Here is a 19,577-nt window from a genome sequence, read left to right as displayed (position 1 = left end):
TCATGTCACGCCTGCGTATCGTCGTCGATCGCCTTGCCGACTGGCAACCTTACTACCCTTCCGAGGATCTGATTAGCGCCGACGAGTTCCTCGCGCTGAACGGCGCGGCGACGGCAGATGACGCCACGCACGTCATCAACCTGTGCGCCAATCTCGACTATCTGGAAACCGGCTATTACGTTTCTCTGCTGGCCCAGGCGCGCAACCAGCGTGTGCTGCCCAGCGTGGAAACGCTCAACCAGCTCTCGCGCAAGGCACTGATCGACATGCAGCTGGCCGCCATCGATCCGCTGTTGATGGAACTGAACAAGCGCGGCGTTCTCGAGGGCGAATCCTTCACGCTGCGCGTCTTCTTCGGCGAGTGCCGGGAACCGGAGCTGCAGCGCCTGGCTCGTCGCCTGTTCGAGCGTCTGCCTCATCCGCTGCTGGAAGCCCGCTTCGAGAAACGCCAGAACGTCTGGCGCCTGGCACGGCTCAAGCCCATCGCGCTGACGGCGCTGCAATCCGGCGAGGAAGACCTGTTCGCGACGGCGCTGAACCGCCATTCGACCCGGGTCTGGCGCACGCCACGCGCACGCCGTCGCTACCGCTTCGATCTGGCGATCCTGATCGATCCGGAAGAGAAGTTGCCGCCCAGCAACAAGGGGGCGCTCAAGCGCTTCATACGCGCCGGCCGGCGCCTGGGCATCGACGTCAGCCTGATCACCCATCGGGACGCCGGCCGGCTGGCCGAGTTCGACGCTCTGTTCATCCGCGAGACGACCCGGCTGGATCATCACACCTATCGCATGGCGAAGAAGGCCGAGCACGAGGGGCTGGTGGTGATCGACGATCCCCAGTCGATCCTGCGCTGTACCAACAAGATCTTTCTCCATGAACTGCTGGGCACCCACAAGGTTCCCGCGCCTCGCGGTCAGCTGCTTCATCGCGGCGACATGAGCCGGCTCGACGAGAAGCTCGCCCATCTGGACTATCCACTGGTCCTGAAGGTGCCGGACGGCGCCTTTTCCAAGGGCGTGGTCAAGATTCGCTCACGTGAGGAGCTGGAGGCGGAGGCGCCCAAGCTGTTCGAGGCTTCGGCGCTGCTGCTGCTGCAGGAGTGGCTGCCGACCGACTTCGACTGGCGCATCGGCGTGCTCGACGGCCAGGTCCTCTTCGCCAGCCGCTACTACATGGCTCGCGGCCATTGGCAGATCTACGACCACTCCAGCGGCAAGACCCGCAGCGGCGGTTTCACCACCCACGATCCGTCGGAGGTGCCACCGCAGGTGGTCAAGGCAGCGCTGCGGGCGACCAAGCTGATCGGCAACGGCCTCTACGGGGTCGATCTCAAGCAGATCGGCGATCGCGTGGTAGTCATCGAGGTCAACGACAACCCCAACCTGGATGCCGGCGTGGAAGACGTGGTGCTGAAGGATGCGCTCTACGAGCAGGTCATGTCGGTATTTCTGAAGCGCATGGAGCGCCAGCTCGAGCACAAGCCGCGCTGATCCGCCCGGCCTGGCGTCATCACGCGGACTCGGCCGTCACCGAGACCTGATAACCGGCGAACTTACGCAGGTTGATGACGCCGGTATCGAGGATCATGTACTGCCCCTTGAGCCCCATCAGGGTGCCTTCGACCATCGGCGACTTGTCGAGATTGAACGAGACGATCTTGCGCGGCCATTCGAGCACGGGATAGTCGATCGTCAGTGGCAGCGCATCGTCGACCGTTTGAATGGCATCCTCACCGACACGCTGGCGCAGCGCTGCCAGCCCCGGTGCGAGCCGGGCCAGCAGGCGGTCACGCTCGGCGGTCAGATCGAGCGGCTCGACCTCGCCCTTGAGCATCGCCCGCCAGTTGGTGCGATCGGAGACGTGCGACTTGAACAGCGTTTCCACCAGCCCGGACTGCTGCCGCGTATCGACATCGAGAATCGGCAGCGCCTGGATCGCCCCCTGATCGAGCCAGCGGGTCGGCGTATTGGTGCCTCGCGTGATGCCGACCTTGAGGCCGGAGGCGTTGGCCAGGTAAACGGTATGCGGGCGGAAGCAGTGCCGTTCGCCCCAGGCCGGATCGCGGCAGGTGCCCTGAAAGTAGTGACAGGTCTCCGGGCGCATCATGCAGAGATCGCAATGCGCCAGCGAGGAAAAGCAAGGGTAGCAATGCCCTTGACCGAAACTCTTGCGCGTGGCGCGCCCGCACTCGACGCAGTGGATCTCGCCGGTATGGTGCAACCGGATGCGCTGCCCCAGCCACGCATTGAGCCCCACACGCTGCTCGCCGGCCCGCAGGGTATAGTCCGCCGGGCCGTTCTCCACCGGCAACCGAATGTCGAGCTTGCGGAGCTGGCCGCTGGCAAAGCGGCCAGACTCGCTCGCGACCTGCGCAGCCGGGATCAGTTGATCCATTTGACCGCGGCTTCCTCGGCGGAGGCATGATTGCCGGAGGCACATTCGTTGCGCTCGAGATAGCCGACACGCTGTTCCGCCGGCACCTCATGGATCATTTCGTACTTGATGACCGCCTCCAGACACAGCTCGGTCTGCTCGGGGGTCAAGCGGCGGCCGTCGGGCCATTTGCGCAGTTGAATGGCCTGCTTGAAGTTCTCGTACATCTCTCGGGTCATCTGCGCGACCATGCGGTCGAAATTCATCTCGCTCACTTATTTTCTCCTGAAGAGCTTTCTCCTGAAGCGTCGTGTCCGGCGCCTCCCGATGCATTACGGCTGGCGAACCAGCCCATGAACAGCCCAATCAGCAATCCGCCCAGATGCGCCTCGTTGGCGACGTTACCGAAGCCGAAGGCCCCGGCAAGATCGGTCATGGTAAAGACCATCCAGACCAGCATGAAGACCATCAGCATCTGGGGCACGAAGAAGCCGCTTTCCGGCCGGCGGCGAGACATCAACCACACGTAGCCCAGCAGCGCGTAATCCACCCCCGACATGCCCCCGAACAGCACGATGCCGGTGAAGTACTGTGCCAGATTGGAAACCAGCGTCGCGATCAGCACGATGAGGCCGAGCCGGCGCCATCCCTGGATCGCTTCGACCTGACGGCCGAAATACCACACCCACAGCATGTTGAAGATCAGGTGCATCCAGCCGAAGTGCAAAAGCGCCGGCGTGAACAGGCGCCAGAGCTGGCCGCCGGCTAGGGTATCGGAGACGAGATCCCCCGGTACCAGCCGCTGGCCGACGATGTCGAGCGGCACGATGGTGAAAGCGCGGACGATGGCATCGCCCGCGAAGATCATGGCCAGGAAGATCAGCACGCAGACGGCAATCAGCCCCGCCGCGAACGGTGCCTGCCCGAACGCCTGGCTGGCGATACCGGGTCGACGCCGTGGCGCCTCGGCCGCCGAAGCAGTATCCAGCTCCCCCCGGTGCCAGAGCTCGATCAGTCGCGCAGCCGCATCTCGCTGCTCGGGATCGACAAGCCACAGTACCTGCCGATTCTCCTGATGCGTGAAGCGATGACCGATGTGATGCGCCCAGAGCGCCTGCCGCAGAGGCCGCGTATCCAGATCGCCAGGCAGTTCGAGGAGTTTGTACATGGAAGATGTCCGACCCGCTTACCGAGAGAATATCGAGAAGCCCGATGCTGAGACTCAGGCGCCGAGCCCAGCATGGACAGGGCACTGAAGCCCAGCATGAAAATGTCATCATGGAGCGCGAACCCGTGACGGGTTCGAAGTCGCCATTCTACAGGCACCGCGAAATTTTACAGACCCAACAAAGAAAAATCCGGCGGGAGGGCCGCCGGATAAGAGCAAGGGATCATTCAAGGGAACACTGACTTTGAGGGTCGTCGGTGGCAGGAGTTCCCGCACGCGGCGAAAAATTTCCCATTTTTTCCCTGATCCGCTTCATGTAACGGTAAAAAATCCGCCAAATCAGTTAGCTGCGGCTAATGTAAAAAAATGCAATTTCCCTGATATTCCGCAACGGCATCAGTCACGAATCCCTTCCTGAGACACGTCGACCCAGACGAAGCGATTGGCATCGAGCCGCGACTCCCCGTCCCAGCGATAAGCCACCAGCCGGCCGTACTTCACCGCGCTGTAATCGAGGCAAGCGATGTTCGCTCGCGGCAACGCCGGTACGCCCTTGCACCAGTAATGCCCCACGAACAGAGGCGGCGCCGATTCCGGATAGTAGGTCAGCCGTTCCCGTTCGCTGTCGTCCAGCGGACGATCCTCGAGTCCCAGCGGCAGATTGTCGGGCTGGAAGACCACATCCCCGTAAGTGCGCGGGTTTCGGCACCAGAAATGGGTACGGAACGAGCGCCGCGTGAATCCGTCCCCCGAACGAATCTCGACGCCAGGCGGCAGCGGCATCTGAGTGCCCCGGGTCAGGCGATCCAGCACGCGGTGCGCCAGGCTGCCATGCCGTGTCGATTCGACCAGAAAGTCGCGGTCGATTCGGGCATCGGGGCGCCGCGCAAGAAAGGCGGCGATCAACGGCTCGTCCCAGCAGGCATGTACCACACGCAGGCCATCCAGATCGAGGCACAGCGGTAGCGTCATGAACCAGGAAAGGCAGGTTTCCCACTCCAGCGGAAAATCGTGAAACTGCTCCAGCGTACGACCGATGATGCGATTGTTGCGCGGGGTATGATCGCGAAGCCATTCGCGCTCGCTGTCGCTTGGCGCCTCGTGACAGTAGGCCAGCGCGTTGGCTTCATGATTGCCCATCACGATATGCGCCTCGCCGGCGTCGACCATGCGCTTGGCAACGGCAACCGCCAGCCGGATGGTGGGGCCGCGATCGATCAGGTCGCCCAGGAAGATGACCCGGCGGCGCGGATGGCGAAACACCCCATCTTCCGCCCGGTATCCGAGTTTCTCCAGCAGCCGGATTAGGCTCCGGCCGCAGCCATGGACATCCCCGATCAGATCATAGCCGTCGACATCGCTGTCCTGCGCCATGTCAATCTCCCAGCCTGCTGCTCCAACCCAGCTTGGAGCGGCAGGCTTCGAAGAAACTGTGCCCGCGTGGATGAATCAGCGTCAGGCGCTCGGCGTGGCGACGGACGTAGAGAATGTCGTCAGGCTTGCAGACGACGCGGGTCTGGCCGTCGCAGCTGACATGGGGATAGGCCTGGTTGATATCGCCGATATGCACGCGAATCTCGCTGGCGGCATCGATCACGATCGGCCGGCTGGAGAGCGTGTGCGGGAACATGGGTACCAGCGTGATCGCCTCCAGCCCCGGATGCACGATCGGCCCGCCACCGGAGAGCGCATAGGCCGTGGAGCCGGTGGGTGTGGCCATGATCAGGCCATCGGAGCGCTGGGAATAGACGAAGCGATCGTCGACGAAAAGCTCGAATTCGATCATCCGCGCAGCCTTGCCGGGATGCACGACCACATCGTTGAGACTGGTGCCGGAACCGATCAGACGCTCGCCACGATAGAGCTCCGCCTCGAGCAGAAATCGCCTTTCGGTGTCGTACTGCCCTTCCAGTACCTCGGCCACCTTCTGTTCGACCTCGTCGGGGGAGATATCGGTCAAAAAGCCCAGCCGCCCACGGTTGATGCCGAGTACCGGCGTCGCGCTATGACACAGGGCCCGCGCCGCCCCCAGCAGGCTGCCGTCGCCGCCAACCACGATCACCAGATCGCACAACGTGCCCAGCTCCCGGCGCCTGGCTTCCCTGTGGCCATGGCCGGAAAGCAGCGCAGCGGTACGATCCTCGATCACGATCTCGAGACCATGACGCTCGAGAAAGATCACCAGGCGCTTGAGCGTCTCGACCACCTTGTCGCTACCCAGACGGCCAATCAGACCGATGGTGTTGAACGATTCCATACAACGTGTCTCTCGCGGGGTGACGGCCGGCCATTATGCTGGCTGCGCTCGCTTTGCCGCAAACGACCCGCCACATCGGTTAAAACTTCCTCCCAAAAAATCAATCGTTTCCATGCTAACATCTAAAAGTATCCTACACTTTAGTCTGCCTGGCGTGTGGATTCCGCGCACACGTAACCACACTCCCGACTGTTTCGAGGCTATCAATTGACCTGATGCAACATCAGAACGATGCAGAAACAGCCGCCAGGTGCACCAATCGATCTCATCAGGAGACAACGACCTCATGTCCCAATCTCGATCATTCAGGGCGGGCATCATAGTGCTGCTGGTGGCCTCGCTTGCCGGGCTCGCCGTATCGCTTTATGCCTATTTCACTCCGCTGACCGGTGTCGACGGTACGCTTGGCGCCCTCGTCGTCATCCTCACGTCGATCGCGCTGGTCGTCATGACGCTGGTTTTGGCTCCGCTTTCCTGCCGCAGCGGACGCGTGGCGCTGCGAGTGTTGATCCTGCTGGATCTCGTCGGCACCGGTTTCGCCGGGCTATTGCTGCATCAGTGGTGGCTGACGGCCGCCATGGTGGTTGGCCTGATCGGCCTGCTGCTGGACATGGCCAGTCCGGCTGCTTCCAAGTCACCAGCCCATTCATGAGGAGCCGATTCATGCCAACTTCCTTGCCCCAAATGCCCTTGCCTGCACTGAAGCTCACCGCGCAGCGGTTGGGTACGGCCACGGCACTGGCGCTACTGCTCGCCCCGGTCCCGCTGTTCGCCCAGGACCAGCCAGCCGATGCCGGCCAGACATCGGCCCAGAGCGACGCTCAGTCGTCGTCCGAGTCACAAAGCCCCGAGCCACAAAGCCCCGAGCCACAGGACGTCAGCGCTGCGGACTCGAACGATCAGGAAAATGCCAACCGGCCGCCGATTCCGCTGGTGCCGGAGAAGCCGACCTGGGACAGCTTCCACGGTCAGCTCAACGCCCAGAAGTACAGCCCGCTCGATCAGATTACGGCGGATAACGTCGGCGAACTGGAGAAAGTCTGGGAGTACCACACCGGCGATATCTCCGACGGCTCCGGCGACATCCCGGCGACGGTATGGTCGGCGACCCCGGTCTTCGCCAACGACACCATCTACATCGGCACGCCCTTCTATCGCCTGATTGCGCTGGACCCGGGTACCGGTGAAGAGAAGTGGAGCTTCGACACGAAATCCTCGCGCGAGGCATTGACCCAGCCAGTGCTGAAGAACCGCGGCGTCTCCTATTGGGAAGCCGAAAATCCGGTCGCCGGCGAACCGTGCCAGAAGATCGTCTACATGGGCACCATGGACGCGCAGCTGTTCGCGCTGGATGCCGATACCGGCGAACTCTGCAAGGGCTTCGCCGACAACGGCGTGCTCAACGTCAACCAGTGGAACGACACCCACGCCGAGTGGCCGCTTTCCGTCCTTCAGCCTCCGACCGTGGTCGGCGACCATCTGATGCTCGGCTGGGCCGGCATGGACTGGGCCTACGAACAGGCGCCGCCGGGAACGATCTTCTCGCTCGACGCCCAGACCGGCGAGCTCGAATGGACGTTCCAGGCGCTTTCCGACGAGATGCGCGAGAAGAGCGGTACCGCCAACGTCTGGACGCACATGTCCGCCGACCGCGAGAACGGCCTGCTCTACCTGCCGGTCTCTTCGCCATCACCGAACTACTGGGGCGGCAATCGCACCGAAGAGGCTCCTTTGGGAACCTCGACCACCGCGCTCGACATCGAGACCGGTGAAGTGGTGTGGTCCCGCCAGTGGGTTCACCATGATATCTGGGACTATGACATCAACTCCGCGCCGACGCTGATGGACATCACCGTCGACGGCGAACAGATCCCGGCGCTGGTCCAGGCGACCAAGCAGGGCTTTTTGTTCGTGGTCAACCGCCTGACCGGCGAGGATGTCTGGCCGATCGAGGAGCGCCCGGTCCCGCAGGGCGATGGCACTGTCGAGGGCGAAGTCTATGCGCCGACGCAGCCGTTCCCGACCAAGCCGGCACCGCTGCTGGATCAGTCCGAGAAGCCCAAGATCTGGGGTCTCGCCGACGCCGTGGGTGCCGGCCAGTGCTCGCGCCTGTGGGACGATCTCTGGTACGAAGGCATGTACACCCCGCCGACTACCAAGGGCGAAGGCACCTTGACCTATCCGGATAGCGCGGGTGGTGTGCAGTGGGGTGGCGTGGCATTCGATCCCGAAAGCCAGACCGCCATCGTCAACACCTCCCATATCGTGCAGTACGTCAAGCTGTACAACCGTGAAGACTACGAAGAGGCCGATAGCGGCTCCGGCAACGAAAGCGGCTTCGCCCCGCAGAAAGGCGCACCGTACGGCATGCGCCTGAAGGTGGCGATGAACTGGCTCGGCATGCCGTGCTGGGAACCGCCTTTCGGTGAGCTGGTGGCGATCGACATGCATACCGGTGACGTGAAGTGGCGTAAGCCGGTCGGCGCCTCTCAGCAGTACGGCTTCTTCATGCCCGAACGCTGGGGCTCGCCGACTATCGGTGGCCCGGCCGTGACCGCAGGTGGCGTCGTGTTCATCGGCGCATCGATGGATGCCAAGGTGCGTGCCTACTCGCTCGAGACCGGTGAAGAGCTGTGGGAAGACCAGGCCCAGGCGCCTGCCGTCGCCAACCCCTCGGTCTACGAATACAAGGGCCGCCAGTACGTCGCTTTCGTGGCCGGCGGCAACACGATCCTCAAGGATCAGGTAGGCGATCAGGTGGTGGTGTACGCCCTGCCGGAAGAGTGATCGCCCAGCCCGATAATCGACGGGCAGTTGCGATCATGATCGCATTGACAGGGTGGGCCTTGGCCCACCCCGTTTTTCGTTGCGAATGGCTGATCCCGTTTCAGTCATCCAAAAAACAGAACACCTCGCGCCTTTCATTCGATCGCGCTCTCTCTGGATACTCGGTGGATGAACCCACCAGCCCGCCCTGCTCACACTTATTGGGCTGGCAAGCGCGCAAAGTCGCCTCGTTCCTGCATCCTCTTACGCAGGAAATCAAACAGTGCCATGACCCGGGCATTTCGTCGGAGATCAGGATGCGTCAGCATCCATAATTCGGTCCGCAACGTCGGAATCGGTTTCCCTTTCCTGACCAATCCGACATCGTTCTCTGCCAGATAGCAAGGGAGAACGCCCTTCCCGATACCGCTTCGGACGGCTGTCAGCATGGCCAACATACTGTCGACGCGATAACCGATAACGCCCGCCTGACTGCTCAACCAAGCATCCAACGCCGGGTATCCCATTCTGGCATCTACCCCCACCCAGTTTGAGCTATCGGCGGCCATTCCTTCGATATCTCCATATACCGCCATGTCGATCCAGCCGAGACGATGACCGACCAATGTATCGGGCGGCCGATTGGTCGGACGAATAGCGATATCCGCATCCCGTCGAGTGATATTTAGCGTGCGATTGGATACCACGACTTCAAGAGAGATCGCCGGATGCAACCGGCGAAAGTCGGCCAGTGAATTGGTCAATACTCCTGTAAGTAACGTATCTGTCGTAGTAATTCGCAGCGTGCCCTCGAGTTGCTGATCCCGACCGGCCAATTTGCGTTCGATGTTGCTGGCTTCCGCCGCTACGCGCCTGGCAGAGTCGACCATAAGTTCCCCCATGGCGGTGGCCGTATAAGTCCCGGATTGGCGCTCGAAGAGACGTGTGCCGAAGCTCGACTCTACCGCCTTTAGCCGTCGAAACGCAGTTGCGTGATTGACTGCCAACCGACGCGCAGCGCCCGCTAGCGTCCGTTCCTCGGCGATTGCCAGCACGATTTTCAAATCATCCCAGCGCCACGATCCCGACATACCACCTCCTTGCACAAATGCAAAAACAGATTTCCGAAACACCTTATTGCAGTGCGTTATCGCAATAAATAATGTGTAATGCCACTCCTTTCAGGCATTTACAACATGCAAGTACTGATCGTTCATTGTCATCCTGACCCGTCATCATTCAACGGAGCGATGACACGAATCACGCGGGAATGTCTCGCTTCGACCGGCCACGCCGTAGCACTCTCTGATCTCTATGCTCAAGGATTCGACCCCGTCGAGCATTCTCGTCACTATGAGGCGCCCACCAATTCGGCGGTATTCCAGCCACTGACAGAACAGCGTTATGCCTTCGAGTCGGAACAATTGGCGCCCGACGTACGCCGGGAAGTCGACAAGCTCAAGGCTGCCGATCTGGTGATCTTCCAGTTCCCGCTTTTGGTGGCATGGCATGCCCGCCATGCTCAAGGGGTGGTTCGATCGGGTCTTTGTCTACGGTGGTATCTATAATGGAGAACGCCGTTTCGATCGGGGCATGTTACAGGGTAAACGTGCCCTCTACTCGTTCACGACCGGTGGCCCAGCAGAGACGTTTTCTCCGCTAGGGCGAAGTGGCGATATAGCCAAGTTGATATGGCCGCTGCATTGTTCACTTTATTACGTCGGTTTTGATGTCTTGCCTCCTCATCCCATCTATGGCGTGCAGGGTGGTGGGCTGCAATATCAGGCAGCGGATGCATTCAGAAAGAGGCTCGAGGAAGAAAAGCACCGCTGGAAGGATCGTCTGACAGGGCTCTTTGAGGAAATGCCTATTCCTTTTACGGGCTGGAGCGATTGGAACGAGGCAGGCATCCTGCTCGATTCGCACCCACTGAGGTGGCGCGGGTAGCGATTCCCCGGCAGCATACAGGGAGAACCCGACCTCAAGGCAGGAACTCCCGTGCAGCCATCCGATCTGTGCTACCTCAACAATGCGTCCGTCGGCCTGCAAAGCCCGACGGTATCGGCACGCCTGCGGGACTGGCTGGAGGCGGAGATGGCGGTCTATCCGCGCCAGCGCCTCGAAAGCGCCATCTGGGATCTGCAGGCGACACGAACCCGGCTGGCCGGCTGGATCGGGGCGCCAGAGCCGCAGGTCGCATTCGGGGCGAGCACCTCGCAGCTCATGGGGCAGATGGTGGGGAGCCTCGATCTCGCCGGTCGGCGGCTGCTGGTCGCCCCGGGCGAGTGGGCTTCGAACATCGTCATGCTGAGGCGCCTGGGCGGAGAGCCGCCGCGCCATATCGAACTGCTGGCGACCGATGCCGATGGCCGGTTCGACATGGCCGCGATCGCGAACCAGATCGGCGAGGACGTCGCGGCGATCCTGACGCCGCTGGTGACCAGCATCGAGGGCCGCCGCTACGATGTCGAAGCGCTGGGAAATCTGCCCCGACCATCCCACTGCCCGCTGATCGTGGACGCTGCCCAGGGCTTGGGTCAGACCGAAGTCGATGTGCGCCGGCTCGGCTGCGACGTGCTGGTCGCCACCACTCGCAAGTGGCTCCGTGGCCCCCGCGGCATGGCGCTGCTCTACGTCAGCCAGCCGGCAGTGGCCATGATGCATCCCAATCCGGCGCCGGAACTGGCGGGATTGCGCCTGGACCGGGAGACCCAGCGTTTTCTCGACCTCCCCCAGGCGCGGCGCTTCGATGCCTCGGACGTCTCGATCATGAATCAGGTCACGCTGACAACGGCGATCAACGAACTGCAGCAGATCACGCTGGAGGCGTTGCGCGAGCACCTGACGACGCTGACCGAACGGATCTACGAACTGGCCCGCGAACGAGGGTTTCGGCCGCTGCTGCAACAGCCGGAAAGCGGCATCGCCACGATTCATCTGCCGGACGCCGCACCGTTACAGATTCACCAGAAGCTCGATGCGGCCGGCATCGTTGCCAAGGTGTGTGATACCGCCGCGGAGCCCTTGAACGTCAGGTTGCCGACGACAGGCGCCCTGGTGCGGATCTCGCCGCATTGGCACAACACGAAGGACGACATCGACCGCGCCATGGCGGCGCTGAGGTGAGAAAACCGGAGACTTATTCCGTACCCTGCCTTCAGGAATCCCGATATTGGGCAATACTGCAGACAACCACACCACGGATGAAAGGCTCATGAGCTTCGGCATCGATCACCCCTTACTGGCGGTCAATCATCTCGATCACGCCGCCCAGGCGGCGAGAGATCTCGGCTTCAACGTCAATTCGCGCCACCGGCACCCCTGGGGCACGGACAACCATCTGCTGTTCTTCAGCAACAACTTCATCGAACTGATCGGCATCGGCCGCCCGGAATGCCTGGACTATCAGGACGACAACGGTTTCCAGTTCGGTCGTCTGATCGAGGCGCGCCTGATCACGGTGGGTGACGGCATCGCCATGGTGGCGCTCGACAGCGACAGCATTCAGCGCGATCACGCTCTGGTGGCGGCACGGGGATTTTCCGAGGCGTGCCCGATCATCTTCCGCCGCATGGCGCATCTGCCCGGCGGCCGCAACGAGGAAGTGAGCGTGGCGCTGGACATGCTGCACGATCCGGAACGTCCCTTTCTGACCCAGTTCCTCTGCCAGCAACTGCGCCCAGAGCTGTTTCGTGTCGATCCGACGCAGGAAGCGCACGCCAATACCGCGACCTCGATCGCCGATGTCTGGTACGTCAGCGACGACCCGGCTTACGACATCGAGCATTTCCGACGCATTCACGGCGACAGCTCGGTTCGCGGCAGTGACACCGCCTGGACCATTCATACCCACAAGGGCGATTGTCACCTGCTCGATCGCCAGACACTGTCAGCGACCTTCCCGACCCTCGGCGATATCGAACCGGAACCGCCGCGCGCCGTGGCGCTTACGCTTACCTGCCGAGATCTGGATGCGGCGATCGCCTGCTGGGACAGCCAGGGCATCGACTACCACCGTCACAGCGAGACCCAGGCCGACATCGCGTCCGGTGTCCTGGGAACGCTACTCCGGTTCGAGCAGCGTTAAGCACGACTCGAACGACGTGAGGCCCCCCTTGCCGGCTCGACTTTTGCCACCGGATGCTGGCAATGTTGCTCGGTCATGTCCGAAAACGCGCGGCGACATCGTTCTTCGGTTCGTTCATACGGCTCCCTCCCGGGGCCGATTTTCTCAGTCAGGAGTCGATTCATGTTCATCGCCATGAACCGCTTTCGCGTCAATCCGGAGCGCACCGAGGAATTCGAGACGCTGTGGCTGGAGCGCGAAACGAACCTTCAGGGGTTGCCCGGGTTCGTCGAATTCCACATGTTGCGCGGTCCCGCGGAGGAAGATCACGTTCTCTACGCCTCCCATACCCTCTGGCGCACCCGCCAGCATTTCGAGGCGTGGACGCACTCGGAAGCCTTCCGTGCCGCCCACGCCAACGCTGGCCAGAGCCGCCGCGAGGGCCTCTATCTCGGGCCGCCCAAGTTCGAAGGCTTCGAGGTCATCCAGACGATCGGCAACGATGATCAGGCTGGCTGATCGATATCGGCGCCTGACGGGCGCACTCTTGCTGACGGGGCTTCTGTTGCAAGGCGCGTCGGCACTGGCCGAACCGCCACTGACAAAAGCCGAAATCGCCCGCCAGAAAGCCGAGCAGCTCGAACAGCGCGTCGCCGAGACGGACAAGATCGAACCGGCCCCGGACGCGGCACGACTGACGCCAGAGGGTACGGAGGCGGTCGACCCCCGCGGCCTGGCACCGTTGGACGACGCCATTACCTGCCTGGCGAGATCGATCTACTGGGAAGCCAAGGGCACCGATCAGCGCGAGATGCAGGCGGTGGCCAACGTGATCATGAACCGGCTGGGGAATCCAAAATTTCCATCGAGCCTGTGCGACATCGTCCAGCAAGGCTCGGAGACCGGGCAGTGTCAGTTCTCGTGGTGGTGCGATGGCCGTCCCGACGAAGCCACCGAGCCCGAGCAATACGCGGCGGCAAGAGAAGTGGCGCGCCGCGCGCTCAATGGCACGCTTCCCGACATCACCCACGGCGCGTTGTTCTTCCATCACCGCAGCATCTCGCCCGGCTGGATGTCGACCCTGGTGCGGACGGCGCGGACGCACGAATTCAACTTCTATCGCGAGCCCGGATAACGACGCGAAGCCAGCGAAGAGAACGCGCCCCACCGACGCAGATAGCGTCATGCCGGCCAATGCACGATCCCACGGAGTCTTCCTCTTGCTCGATGCCTTCGCCCCTCTCGATGCCTTCCCCCCTTTCGATGATGCGCTGCGGGAAGATCTGGCATCGCTTCGTCAGCCTTGGGTCCGCGATATCGCCTGGCTGCTGCATGCGCCGGACATGGCGACGCTCGACTATGCCGGCCGGCCCACCTTGGCAGAGCTCGGGCTGGAGGAACCGCAACGAAGGCGCACCTGGTTGCGCCAGCAAGAGGATCAAGGGGAGCGCTTCCAGCAAAGACGCCTGATCCGCCGATCACAGCGTCTGGGCATCTATCACGAAACGCTGTGGCAGTGGATTCTGGATCATGCGCCGCGCACCCGGCTTCTGGCCCATAACGTGGCGCTGCGCGAGAGCAGGCAGACCCTTGGCGAGCTCGACCTGCTCTACGCTTCCGGGGGGACCGAGAGCTCGCCGGCAGAAGCGAATCGAGGTTGCCACGATCAGCTGACCTTCCATGCCGAGCTGGCGATCAAGTTTTTCCTCGGCCTGCCCGAAGGGCCGGGTGATGACCGAAACGCCGCGCGCTGGATCGGCATCGGCAGCTTCGACTCCCTGGCCATCAAATGCCATCGCCTGGCGTCTCATCAGCTACTCAGAGGCCGATCTCCGGCCGCCGAACGGCAGCGCCAGAGGCTGGGCGCCACCGGAGCATTGCGGCAGCGCATCATCATGCCGGGATGTCTTTATCATCCGTGGACTCAGCGCCTGCCTCTGCCGAGACTGGCCAATGCCAAGGCCGAACAGGGCCTGTGGTGTCACTGGCAAGATTGGCCTTCATTGATCCGGTCGCTGCCGGAAGGGGCTCGCGGCCATCGACTGACCAAGCCTCACTGGCTCGCGCCGCCCGCGACCGAACCGATGCCGCTGGCGATGCTGGACCGTGAACTGGCCCATTCTTTCAGCGTTCCCGGCGGGCCTGCACATCTGCTGCTGATCCTCCCGGATGATCGGCGATGCCGGCTCTTCGTGGTCAGGGACGACTGGCCGCTGGCGTTGCCGTTGCCACCCCGGAGCGCTTCGCCCAGCGCGCATTGAGCCACAGCGAACCGGCCAGGATCACGGCACCGATCCCCAGGCGGGCCAGGTCGGCGTCCCGGTTCCAGATCATCAGGTTGACGATCAATCCGGCGGGAATCAGAGCGTTGTTCATGATCGCCAGCGTGCCGGCATCGACGCGACAGGCTCCCTTGTTCCAGAGGAAATAACCCAGCCCCGAGGCGACGAGACCCAGCCACCCCAGAACGCCCCACTGCAGCGGTGTCGTGGGCAACTTCGTCGAGTCGCCCAGCAGCCAGAAAGCCGGTATGGCGATGCACAGCGCTCCCAGATAGAACCAGCCGAACAGGTGGCGATGCGCCACGCCATCGGGCAGGCTGCGTGCCAGGTGCCGATACGCGACCTGTCCCAGCGCAAAGCTCAGGTTGGCGCCCTGCACGACCAGGAATCCCAGCCAGTAATCGTTCGTGACGCCGTCATACCGGATCACGGCCGCGCCCACCACGGCCAGCGCCGCTACCACCAGATAGCGTGGCGAAAATCGTCGCGCCAGCAGGTCATCGACAAGCGTGATATAAAGCGGCGTGAAAATGGTGAACAGCAGCACTTCCGGCACGGTGAGCAAGAGGAAGGACTGGTAGAAGAAAAGATACATCACGCCAAGCTGGAGGCTGCCGATGGCCATCAAGCCGAGGCGGGAAGACCAGCGCAGTGCAGCGGGACGCAGAAACGGCAGGAAAATCGCGGTCGCGAGCAGGATCCGCGCCATGACGGCGAAGTAGCTGTCGACCTGACCGGAGAGATAGACACCGATCAGACTGAACGAAAAAGCCCACAACGCCGTGACACCGACGAGATACGACATGAATGGTCAACCTTATGAAATCGAAAAGTTTACAGCCATTATACGGCTAGAGACGCTGTTGCCCAACCTCTCGCGCTTCGCGTTCAGCGCGCAGTCGGGTCAGGCCTCGGCGGTAGGCTGGAATGGTCGTGGCGAAGGCAGGATCGAGGTGACTCGGGAGAACCACAGCGTGCGCTTCTTCGAGTCGGGCATCTTCACGCTGGATGGCCAGACCCGCAACGCACCCATGCGCAACGTCTACCGCTGGGATATCCATCCGGATCGAATCGCGCTTTCGCATGAGCGCCGCGGTGCTGACGCTGCCGTCTCGCTATTCGACCTGATCGTCGAAAACGATGACACCCTGGTCAGCGCGGAGGTACATCAATGTGCCGCCGATGCCTATAGCGCCAGGCTGACATTGATGGATGACGGGATCGATCTTGCGTGGCGCATCGTCGGGCCACGCAAGGACGAACGGATTCTCTACCACTATCGAACCCGCTGAAACGACATCGGCTTCCCGAAGGAAGCCGATGACCGCGTCGCTGCGCTGCCTTAGCGCGTCGCGATGATCCAGATCGCGTGGATGATGCCCGGTATGTACCCCAGCAACGTCAACACGACGTTGATCCAGAATTGCAGCCCCAGCCCCACCTGCAGGAATACCCCTACCGGCGGCAGAATGATGGCGAAGATGATGCGAATGATGTCCATATGGCCTCCTTTGCTCGAAACGACATCGTTTGTGCTCGACAATCCGTTGCAGTACTTCGATAAATCCAGTACTTCGATAAATCCAGTACTTCGATAAATCCAGTGCTTCGAGAAACCGAAACCTTTGGATTTTCAAAGTAGACGAGATGACGACATCTCGTTGAAAAATCTTGGTTCACCCGATCACAGCATAGCGTTCTTTCGCCTCCAACGCTGCCGACCTGGGTGCTCCTCTCACTCGTGATCGTCTTCCGGGGTCTCGCGAGGCGAGCGACGCGAGCTGATTTTGGCGCTGATCGATCGCGAACCGGAAGCCAGCGCCTCGTGATGCCGCTCCCAGTCCTCCCAGTCCTCCCAGTCATGAGGGGTGCCGCTGCGAGGACCATGCTCCACGGCTTCCCGCGCGCGGGCCCAGGCTTTCTCCTCGAGCGACTGCGGCTTTTCCTCTTCCTTGTCGAGCGCGATTCCCTGCTTGGCAAGATAATCTCGAGCATTCATGGTCAGATCCTCCTGGCCGCCACGTTGGATCCACGCACGACGCGTGAACCCATGATGGCGAGAGATGGCGACGACCCCGCTCCACTTCAAGCCGTCAACGACATCCTATAGCGATAACGGCGCCAACAGCACCAGCTGAAATGGATTCTCCCGTCAGATCGGGTTTATGAACTATAGTGAAGGTGCGCGACACCGTGGATGATGGTTGCCGTGTTCACCTTCTGACGTGTTCGGTATCGTCATTTTCGACACTGTCGTGCTCTTGTCACGGTAGTTCTCTTATCACGTAGTTCTCTTACCACGTAGTTCTCTAGCAAAAGGACCTTGTCATGAGAAAGAATCTTATTACTGCCTCCTTGACGGCCATGCTACTGATGGGTGCAGCAGGTCACGCGCTCGCGCAGAGCGAGGCGATGGAAGAAGCCTACAAGGCCAATGAAGAGCCCTTGACCGAAGGTAGCGGTGTCACCGAATCCAGCGGCAAGCAGTCGGACACGGCGTCGGGGGGCCACAGCGAGGCCACGGAAGAGTCTCTGAACTCCATGGAGTCGGAGACGGACGAAACGACCAACGTTCCTGATTCAGATCAGCTCGACGACATCAACGCCGAAGGCCAAAGCGACGCGGCCGGTGACGCCATCGAGAGCCAGTGATCCTGCCAGACCAGTCGAAGGGGCTTCGGCCCCTTTTCGATACAGCGCGATGCAACGATGTCGCATCAGCAGGAATAGCTGCCCAGACTGGCATCATCGCCAAGACAGCACACGGTCAAGAGAGGGGAGGTTCCGTGAAATCATTCGTCGTGCGTCATTCCGACATCAACGAAACGCAGCAAGCACCTGAATGGCTAGTCGTCGACAGTCGCTATGACGAAAGCGGCGACCGTCGCTGGATCCATTCCCGCCACGCGTTTTCTGAAGAGGCCGAGATGGAGGCCGAACGCCTCAACGGTAATGACACGTCACCCATTGGAAGCGTCGATTGAGCCAGGCCCCGCAGAGGGATCCTGCAACAACGCATCGGCGTTTCGACCACTCCGAATCAGGAGGATGACATGAAGAAAATGATCGGCGCGGCCATCGCCAACTGGCTAAGAAAGCCGGAGAACCGGGAAAAAGCCAAACTCACGGCCAAACAGGCCTATGACAAGTACCAGCAGCGTAAAAACGGCCCGAAACCCGGTTCGGATCGTAACCCACGTTAAAATCTTCCAAATACTCCAGACAACAAGACTGGGCTTGTGATTGGGGCTCGAGAAGCCTTGTTCTAACATTAGATTGAATAAGTTCGTCTGCTAGACATATAAAGCCTAAATTTTCCTGGCCTCCTGCCGTTCATGTATCAATGCGTAATGGGAAATGTTGCGTATCGCAAATGGCAGACAATGAGGTCGTGATGAGGATGATGGCGAAGGATCGAGTGGAGCCTCTCATAAAAAAAAGGATAACACCTGATAAGAAAAGTCTGGCAGCGCTCGCCGAACAACACGGGATGCCGCTAGGCACACTCAAGACGCGGATAAAGAAACTGACCGATCAGGGCATCGATAGAGACAAGGCCATCCGCCTGGCTCTCAAGAATCCGATAGGGCCGCAAGGCCGCCCCAGACGTGAATGACAGGAAGTGACCTGCAACGCCACTCCTGGCGGGTGGCGTTATTGATCATCGCTCGCGAGTCGATATTCACTTTTTCGTCGTATTGCTGCCCGGAAGCGACCTATCGACTTTATCGGCGACCTCCTCCTTGACGAAAGTCTCCTCTCGCTTCTGCATGTCACTGGTAAAGTCCGATCTCTTGCCGACGACGGCACCGCAGGACGTGCAACGAACCTCCTGATCCGGTGCATCGCCAGCGGGAACGTCAAGCGTCTTGTTACCACATTTCGGGCATTGGGTAAGGGCTTCTGCCATGGGACTTCTCCTTTACTGAGCTGTCCTCATCAGCGTAGCGGATCTACTGCAGATTCGCGTTGGTTCATCCTTCATCCGGCGCCAAAGCAGAGCCAGGCCAGGCAATGGACGACAATTGTCCTTGATGAACAATCGGTTAGAAGCACAGAGAAGAAGGTGGCGGACAAACAAGGATGGAGCGGGTGAAGGGAATCGAACCCTCGTCTTAAGCTTGGGAAGCTTCTGCTCTACCATTGAGCTACACCCGCAATGGTTTTGATAGTAAATCCAACCACTTAGACTTGCAAGCTTCTCCACACCGGCAACGACATGCGAGATGGCATCGCCTTCCGAACAGGAGAAAGCCCGACCGATCATCGCTGACCGGCCGAGCTTTCGATCAGCATGGGCCTGACTTGCTGAAAGTCGCGGACTGCCCCGTACCGCTTCCCTGGCTCCGTTTTCCTTCACGGGTTCCTCTACCGCCGTCCTTGAAAGGAAGTAAAGTCGATCTATCCAATAGATCGCTTCAATGCCGCTACCCCTAGATGCGGCAGTTACCGCTGCTCTTCAATCCATTCGCTTCAATTATGGGATGAATTTACCCGGTCAATAAGGAAAAGCTCCATTGCCAACCTGTGATCCGGTTAAAATCGTTCACCCAAAATAATTATCCTGTGTTAAATAACATCTCTAATTTGGAGATCACTTTTGTACCCATGAAAGCTGATAATCAAAAGCGCTACCTGGGCTACATTTCTGACTAGCTGTGTAAA

25 protein-coding genes and 1 tRNA gene are annotated in these 19,577 nt (G+C 60.9%); 15 read left to right on the top strand and 11 right to left on the bottom strand.

Going from position 1 to position 19,577, the window contains the following annotated elements:
• The first annotated feature begins 2 nt into the window (after positions 1-2).
• Positions 3-1,490: a RimK family protein gene (locus DOM32_RS10860; RefSeq protein WP_071232091.1), complete on the top strand. Its 1,488-nt coding sequence runs from the start codon at positions 3-5 to the stop codon at positions 1,488-1,490.
• Between the two features lie 19 nt (positions 1,491-1,509).
• Here the strand turns inward: DOM32_RS10860 and DOM32_RS10855 are convergent, their stop codons facing one another.
• From DOM32_RS10855 to DOM32_RS10835, 5 genes are all read right to left on the bottom strand, one after another.
• On the bottom strand, positions 1,510-2,394 hold the full coding sequence (locus tag DOM32_RS10855) for a DUF2797 domain-containing protein (protein WP_110634354.1): 885 nt from the start codon (positions 2,392-2,394) through the stop codon (positions 1,510-1,512).
• Positions 2,382-2,648, bottom strand: coding sequence for a YeaC family protein (locus DOM32_RS10850; RefSeq protein ID WP_071232090.1), 267 nt, complete (start codon positions 2,646-2,648; stop codon positions 2,382-2,384). Before DOM32_RS10850 ends, DOM32_RS10855 begins: the two co-directional genes overlap by 13 nt.
• Complete coding sequence (locus tag DOM32_RS10845) at positions 2,645-3,541, bottom strand: rhomboid family intramembrane serine protease (RefSeq protein ID WP_110634352.1); 897 nt, start codon at positions 3,539-3,541, stop codon at positions 2,645-2,647. The genes DOM32_RS10850 and DOM32_RS10845 overlap by 4 nt, the downstream gene beginning before the upstream one ends.
• Positions 3,542-3,937: 396 nt before the next feature.
• Complete coding sequence (locus DOM32_RS10840) at positions 3,938-4,915, bottom strand: metallophosphoesterase (protein WP_071232088.1); 978 nt, start codon at positions 4,913-4,915, stop codon at positions 3,938-3,940.
• A 1-nt stretch (position 4,916) separates the two neighbouring features.
• A complete protein-coding gene (locus tag DOM32_RS10835) occupies positions 4,917-5,798 on the bottom strand; it encodes an NAD(+) kinase (RefSeq protein WP_071232087.1) in 882 nt (293 codons plus the stop codon).
• A gap of 286 nt (positions 5,799-6,084) precedes the next feature.
• On the opposite strand from DOM32_RS10835, the gene DOM32_RS10830 reads away from it, so the two are divergent.
• A complete protein-coding gene (locus tag DOM32_RS10830; RefSeq protein ID WP_071232086.1) occupies positions 6,085-6,450 on the top strand; it encodes a hypothetical protein in 366 nt (121 codons plus the stop codon).
• An 11-nt stretch (positions 6,451-6,461) separates the two neighbouring features.
• Complete coding sequence (locus DOM32_RS10825; RefSeq protein WP_244179890.1) at positions 6,462-8,585, top strand: pyrroloquinoline quinone-dependent dehydrogenase; 2,124 nt, start codon at positions 6,462-6,464, stop codon at positions 8,583-8,585.
• Positions 8,586-8,782: 197 nt separating this feature from the next.
• On the opposite strand, the gene DOM32_RS10820 is transcribed toward DOM32_RS10825, so the two are convergent.
• The gene (locus DOM32_RS10820; protein ID WP_110634346.1) at positions 8,783-9,655 is read right to left on the bottom strand and encodes a LysR family transcriptional regulator; all 873 of its coding nucleotides are present in this window, start codon (positions 9,653-9,655) and stop codon (positions 8,783-8,785) included.
• Positions 9,656-9,760: 105 nt separating this feature from the next.
• On the opposite strand from DOM32_RS10820, the gene DOM32_RS18325 reads away from it, so the two are divergent.
• From DOM32_RS18325 to DOM32_RS10790, 7 genes are all read left to right on the top strand, one after another.
• The gene (locus DOM32_RS18325) at positions 9,761-10,132 is read left to right on the top strand and encodes an NAD(P)H-dependent oxidoreductase (protein WP_338095123.1); all 372 of its coding nucleotides are present in this window, start codon (positions 9,761-9,763) and stop codon (positions 10,130-10,132) included.
• Positions 10,074-10,511: an NAD(P)H-dependent oxidoreductase gene (locus DOM32_RS18320; RefSeq protein WP_338095122.1), complete on the top strand. Its 438-nt coding sequence runs from the start codon at positions 10,074-10,076 to the stop codon at positions 10,509-10,511. The genes DOM32_RS18325 and DOM32_RS18320 overlap by 59 nt, the downstream gene beginning before the upstream one ends.
• A 51-nt stretch (positions 10,512-10,562) precedes the next feature.
• Positions 10,563-11,690: an aminotransferase class V-fold PLP-dependent enzyme gene (locus tag DOM32_RS10810; protein WP_110634343.1), complete on the top strand. Its 1,128-nt coding sequence runs from the start codon at positions 10,563-10,565 to the stop codon at positions 11,688-11,690.
• An 88-nt stretch (positions 11,691-11,778) separates the two neighbouring features.
• Positions 11,779-12,651, top strand: a complete 873-nt coding sequence (locus DOM32_RS10805) for a VOC family protein (RefSeq protein ID WP_110634339.1) — start codon at positions 11,779-11,781, stop codon at positions 12,649-12,651.
• A 162-nt stretch (positions 12,652-12,813) separates the two neighbouring features.
• The gene (gene hmuQ, locus DOM32_RS10800; RefSeq protein WP_110634336.1) at positions 12,814-13,149 is read left to right on the top strand and encodes a heme-degrading protein HmuQ; all 336 of its coding nucleotides are present in this window, start codon (positions 12,814-12,816) and stop codon (positions 13,147-13,149) included.
• Entirely contained in the window at positions 13,133-13,765 is a 633-nt protein-coding gene (locus DOM32_RS10795) for a cell wall hydrolase (protein WP_110634333.1), read from the top strand. The genes hmuQ and DOM32_RS10795 overlap by 17 nt, the downstream gene beginning before the upstream one ends.
• An 85-nt stretch (positions 13,766-13,850) precedes the next feature.
• A complete protein-coding gene (locus tag DOM32_RS10790) occupies positions 13,851-14,891 on the top strand; it encodes a DUF1853 family protein (protein ID WP_157957069.1) in 1,041 nt (346 codons plus the stop codon).
• Here the strand turns inward: DOM32_RS10790 and DOM32_RS10785 are convergent.
• Positions 14,827-15,717, bottom strand: a complete 891-nt coding sequence (locus tag DOM32_RS10785) for an EamA/DMT transporter family protein (protein WP_110634327.1) — start codon at positions 15,715-15,717, stop codon at positions 14,827-14,829. The two genes, DOM32_RS10790 and DOM32_RS10785, sit on opposite strands and share 65 nt — an antisense overlap.
• Here DOM32_RS10785 and DOM32_RS10780 point away from each other — a divergent pair.
• Complete coding sequence (locus tag DOM32_RS10780) at positions 15,716-16,204, top strand: DUF6314 family protein (RefSeq protein ID WP_110634324.1); 489 nt, start codon at positions 15,716-15,718, stop codon at positions 16,202-16,204. The genes DOM32_RS10785 and DOM32_RS10780 overlap by 2 nt on opposite strands.
• Before the next feature lie 50 nt (positions 16,205-16,254).
• Here the strand turns inward: DOM32_RS10780 and DOM32_RS10775 are convergent, their stop codons facing one another.
• Together DOM32_RS10775 and DOM32_RS10770 are read right to left on the bottom strand one after the other, a co-directional pair.
• Positions 16,255-16,413, bottom strand: a complete 159-nt coding sequence (locus DOM32_RS10775) for a YqaE/Pmp3 family membrane protein (RefSeq protein ID WP_071232076.1) — start codon at positions 16,411-16,413, stop codon at positions 16,255-16,257.
• Between the two features lie 234 nt (positions 16,414-16,647).
• The gene (locus DOM32_RS10770) at positions 16,648-16,911 is read right to left on the bottom strand and encodes a hypothetical protein (protein ID WP_110634649.1); all 264 of its coding nucleotides are present in this window, start codon (positions 16,909-16,911) and stop codon (positions 16,648-16,650) included.
• A 329-nt stretch (positions 16,912-17,240) separates the two neighbouring features.
• On the opposite strand from DOM32_RS10770, the gene DOM32_RS10765 reads away from it, so the two are divergent.
• From DOM32_RS10765 to DOM32_RS10755, 4 genes are all read left to right on the top strand, one after another.
• Positions 17,241-17,564, top strand: a complete 324-nt coding sequence (locus DOM32_RS10765) for a hypothetical protein (RefSeq protein WP_157957068.1) — start codon at positions 17,241-17,243, stop codon at positions 17,562-17,564.
• Positions 17,565-17,698: 134 nt separating this feature from the next.
• Positions 17,699-17,896, top strand: coding sequence for a hypothetical protein (locus DOM32_RS10760; RefSeq protein ID WP_110634316.1), 198 nt, complete (start codon positions 17,699-17,701; stop codon positions 17,894-17,896).
• A 69-nt stretch (positions 17,897-17,965) separates the two neighbouring features.
• Positions 17,966-18,115, top strand: coding sequence for a hypothetical protein (locus DOM32_RS17875; protein ID WP_167400667.1), 150 nt, complete (start codon positions 17,966-17,968; stop codon positions 18,113-18,115).
• Between the two features lie 170 nt (positions 18,116-18,285).
• The gene (locus tag DOM32_RS10755) at positions 18,286-18,528 is read left to right on the top strand and encodes a hypothetical protein (protein WP_139284308.1); all 243 of its coding nucleotides are present in this window, start codon (positions 18,286-18,288) and stop codon (positions 18,526-18,528) included.
• 66 nt (positions 18,529-18,594) lie between these two features.
• On the opposite strand, the gene DOM32_RS10750 is transcribed toward DOM32_RS10755, so the two are convergent.
• Positions 18,595-18,822 carry a TFIIB-type zinc ribbon-containing protein gene (locus DOM32_RS10750; protein ID WP_071232071.1) on the bottom strand — a complete coding sequence of 76 codons (228 nt, stop codon included), beginning with the start codon at positions 18,820-18,822 and terminating at the stop codon, positions 18,595-18,597.
• A 174-nt stretch (positions 18,823-18,996) separates the two neighbouring features.
• Positions 18,997-19,070 (bottom strand) — tRNA-Gly (locus tag DOM32_RS10745).
• Between the last annotated feature and the right edge of the window lie 507 nt (positions 19,071-19,577).

It is taken from the genome of Salinicola salarius (genome assembly GCF_003206135.1).
Taxonomy (GTDB): Bacteria; Pseudomonadota; Gammaproteobacteria; order Pseudomonadales; family Halomonadaceae; genus Salinicola; species Salinicola salarius.
The sequence above is the reverse complement of the archived record's forward strand: the minus strand, read 5'-3'. Positions and strand labels throughout refer to the sequence as shown.

Coding starts and splice junctions, on each gene's coding strand:
- DOM32_RS10860 (WP_071232091.1), top strand. CDS start 3: ATGTCACGCCTGCGTATCGTCGTCGATCGCCTTGCCGACTGGCAACCT.
- DOM32_RS10855 (WP_110634354.1), bottom strand. CDS start 2,394: ATGGATCAACTGATCCCGGCTGCGCAGGTCGCGAGCGAGTCTGGCCGC.
- DOM32_RS10845 (WP_110634352.1), bottom strand. CDS start 3,541: ATGTACAAACTCCTCGAACTGCCTGGCGATCTGGATACGCGGCCTCTG.
- DOM32_RS10840 (WP_071232088.1), bottom strand. CDS start 4,915: ATGGCGCAGGACAGCGATGTCGACGGCTATGATCTGATCGGGGATGTC.
- DOM32_RS10835 (WP_071232087.1), bottom strand. CDS start 5,798: ATGGAATCGTTCAACACCATCGGTCTGATTGGCCGTCTGGGTAGCGAC.
- DOM32_RS10830 (WP_071232086.1), top strand. CDS start 6,085: ATGTCCCAATCTCGATCATTCAGGGCGGGCATCATAGTGCTGCTGGTG.
- DOM32_RS10825 (WP_244179890.1), top strand. CDS start 6,462: ATGCCAACTTCCTTGCCCCAAATGCCCTTGCCTGCACTGAAGCTCACC.
- DOM32_RS10820 (WP_110634346.1), bottom strand. CDS start 9,655: ATGTCGGGATCGTGGCGCTGGGATGATTTGAAAATCGTGCTGGCAATC.
- DOM32_RS18325 (WP_338095123.1), top strand. CDS start 9,761: ATGCAAGTACTGATCGTTCATTGTCATCCTGACCCGTCATCATTCAAC.
- DOM32_RS18320 (WP_338095122.1), top strand. CDS start 10,074: ATGCCCGCCATGCTCAAGGGGTGGTTCGATCGGGTCTTTGTCTACGGT.
- DOM32_RS10805 (WP_110634339.1), top strand. CDS start 11,779: ATGAGCTTCGGCATCGATCACCCCTTACTGGCGGTCAATCATCTCGAT.
- hmuQ (WP_110634336.1), top strand. CDS start 12,814: ATGTTCATCGCCATGAACCGCTTTCGCGTCAATCCGGAGCGCACCGAG.
- DOM32_RS10795 (WP_110634333.1), top strand. CDS start 13,133: ATGATCAGGCTGGCTGATCGATATCGGCGCCTGACGGGCGCACTCTTG.
- DOM32_RS10780 (WP_110634324.1), top strand. CDS start 15,716: ATGAATGGTCAACCTTATGAAATCGAAAAGTTTACAGCCATTATACGG.
- DOM32_RS10785 (WP_110634327.1), bottom strand. CDS start 15,717: ATGTCGTATCTCGTCGGTGTCACGGCGTTGTGGGCTTTTTCGTTCAGT.
- DOM32_RS10775 (WP_071232076.1), bottom strand. CDS start 16,413: ATGGACATCATTCGCATCATCTTCGCCATCATTCTGCCGCCGGTAGGG.
- DOM32_RS10770 (WP_110634649.1), bottom strand. CDS start 16,911: ATGAATGCTCGAGATTATCTTGCCAAGCAGGGAATCGCGCTCGACAAG.
- DOM32_RS10765 (WP_157957068.1), top strand. CDS start 17,241: ATGAGAAAGAATCTTATTACTGCCTCCTTGACGGCCATGCTACTGATG.
- DOM32_RS17875 (WP_167400667.1), top strand. CDS start 17,966: ATGAAGAAAATGATCGGCGCGGCCATCGCCAACTGGCTAAGAAAGCCG.
- DOM32_RS10755 (WP_139284308.1), top strand. CDS start 18,286: ATGGCAGACAATGAGGTCGTGATGAGGATGATGGCGAAGGATCGAGTG.
- DOM32_RS10750 (WP_071232071.1), bottom strand. CDS start 18,822: ATGGCAGAAGCCCTTACCCAATGCCCGAAATGTGGTAACAAGACGCTT.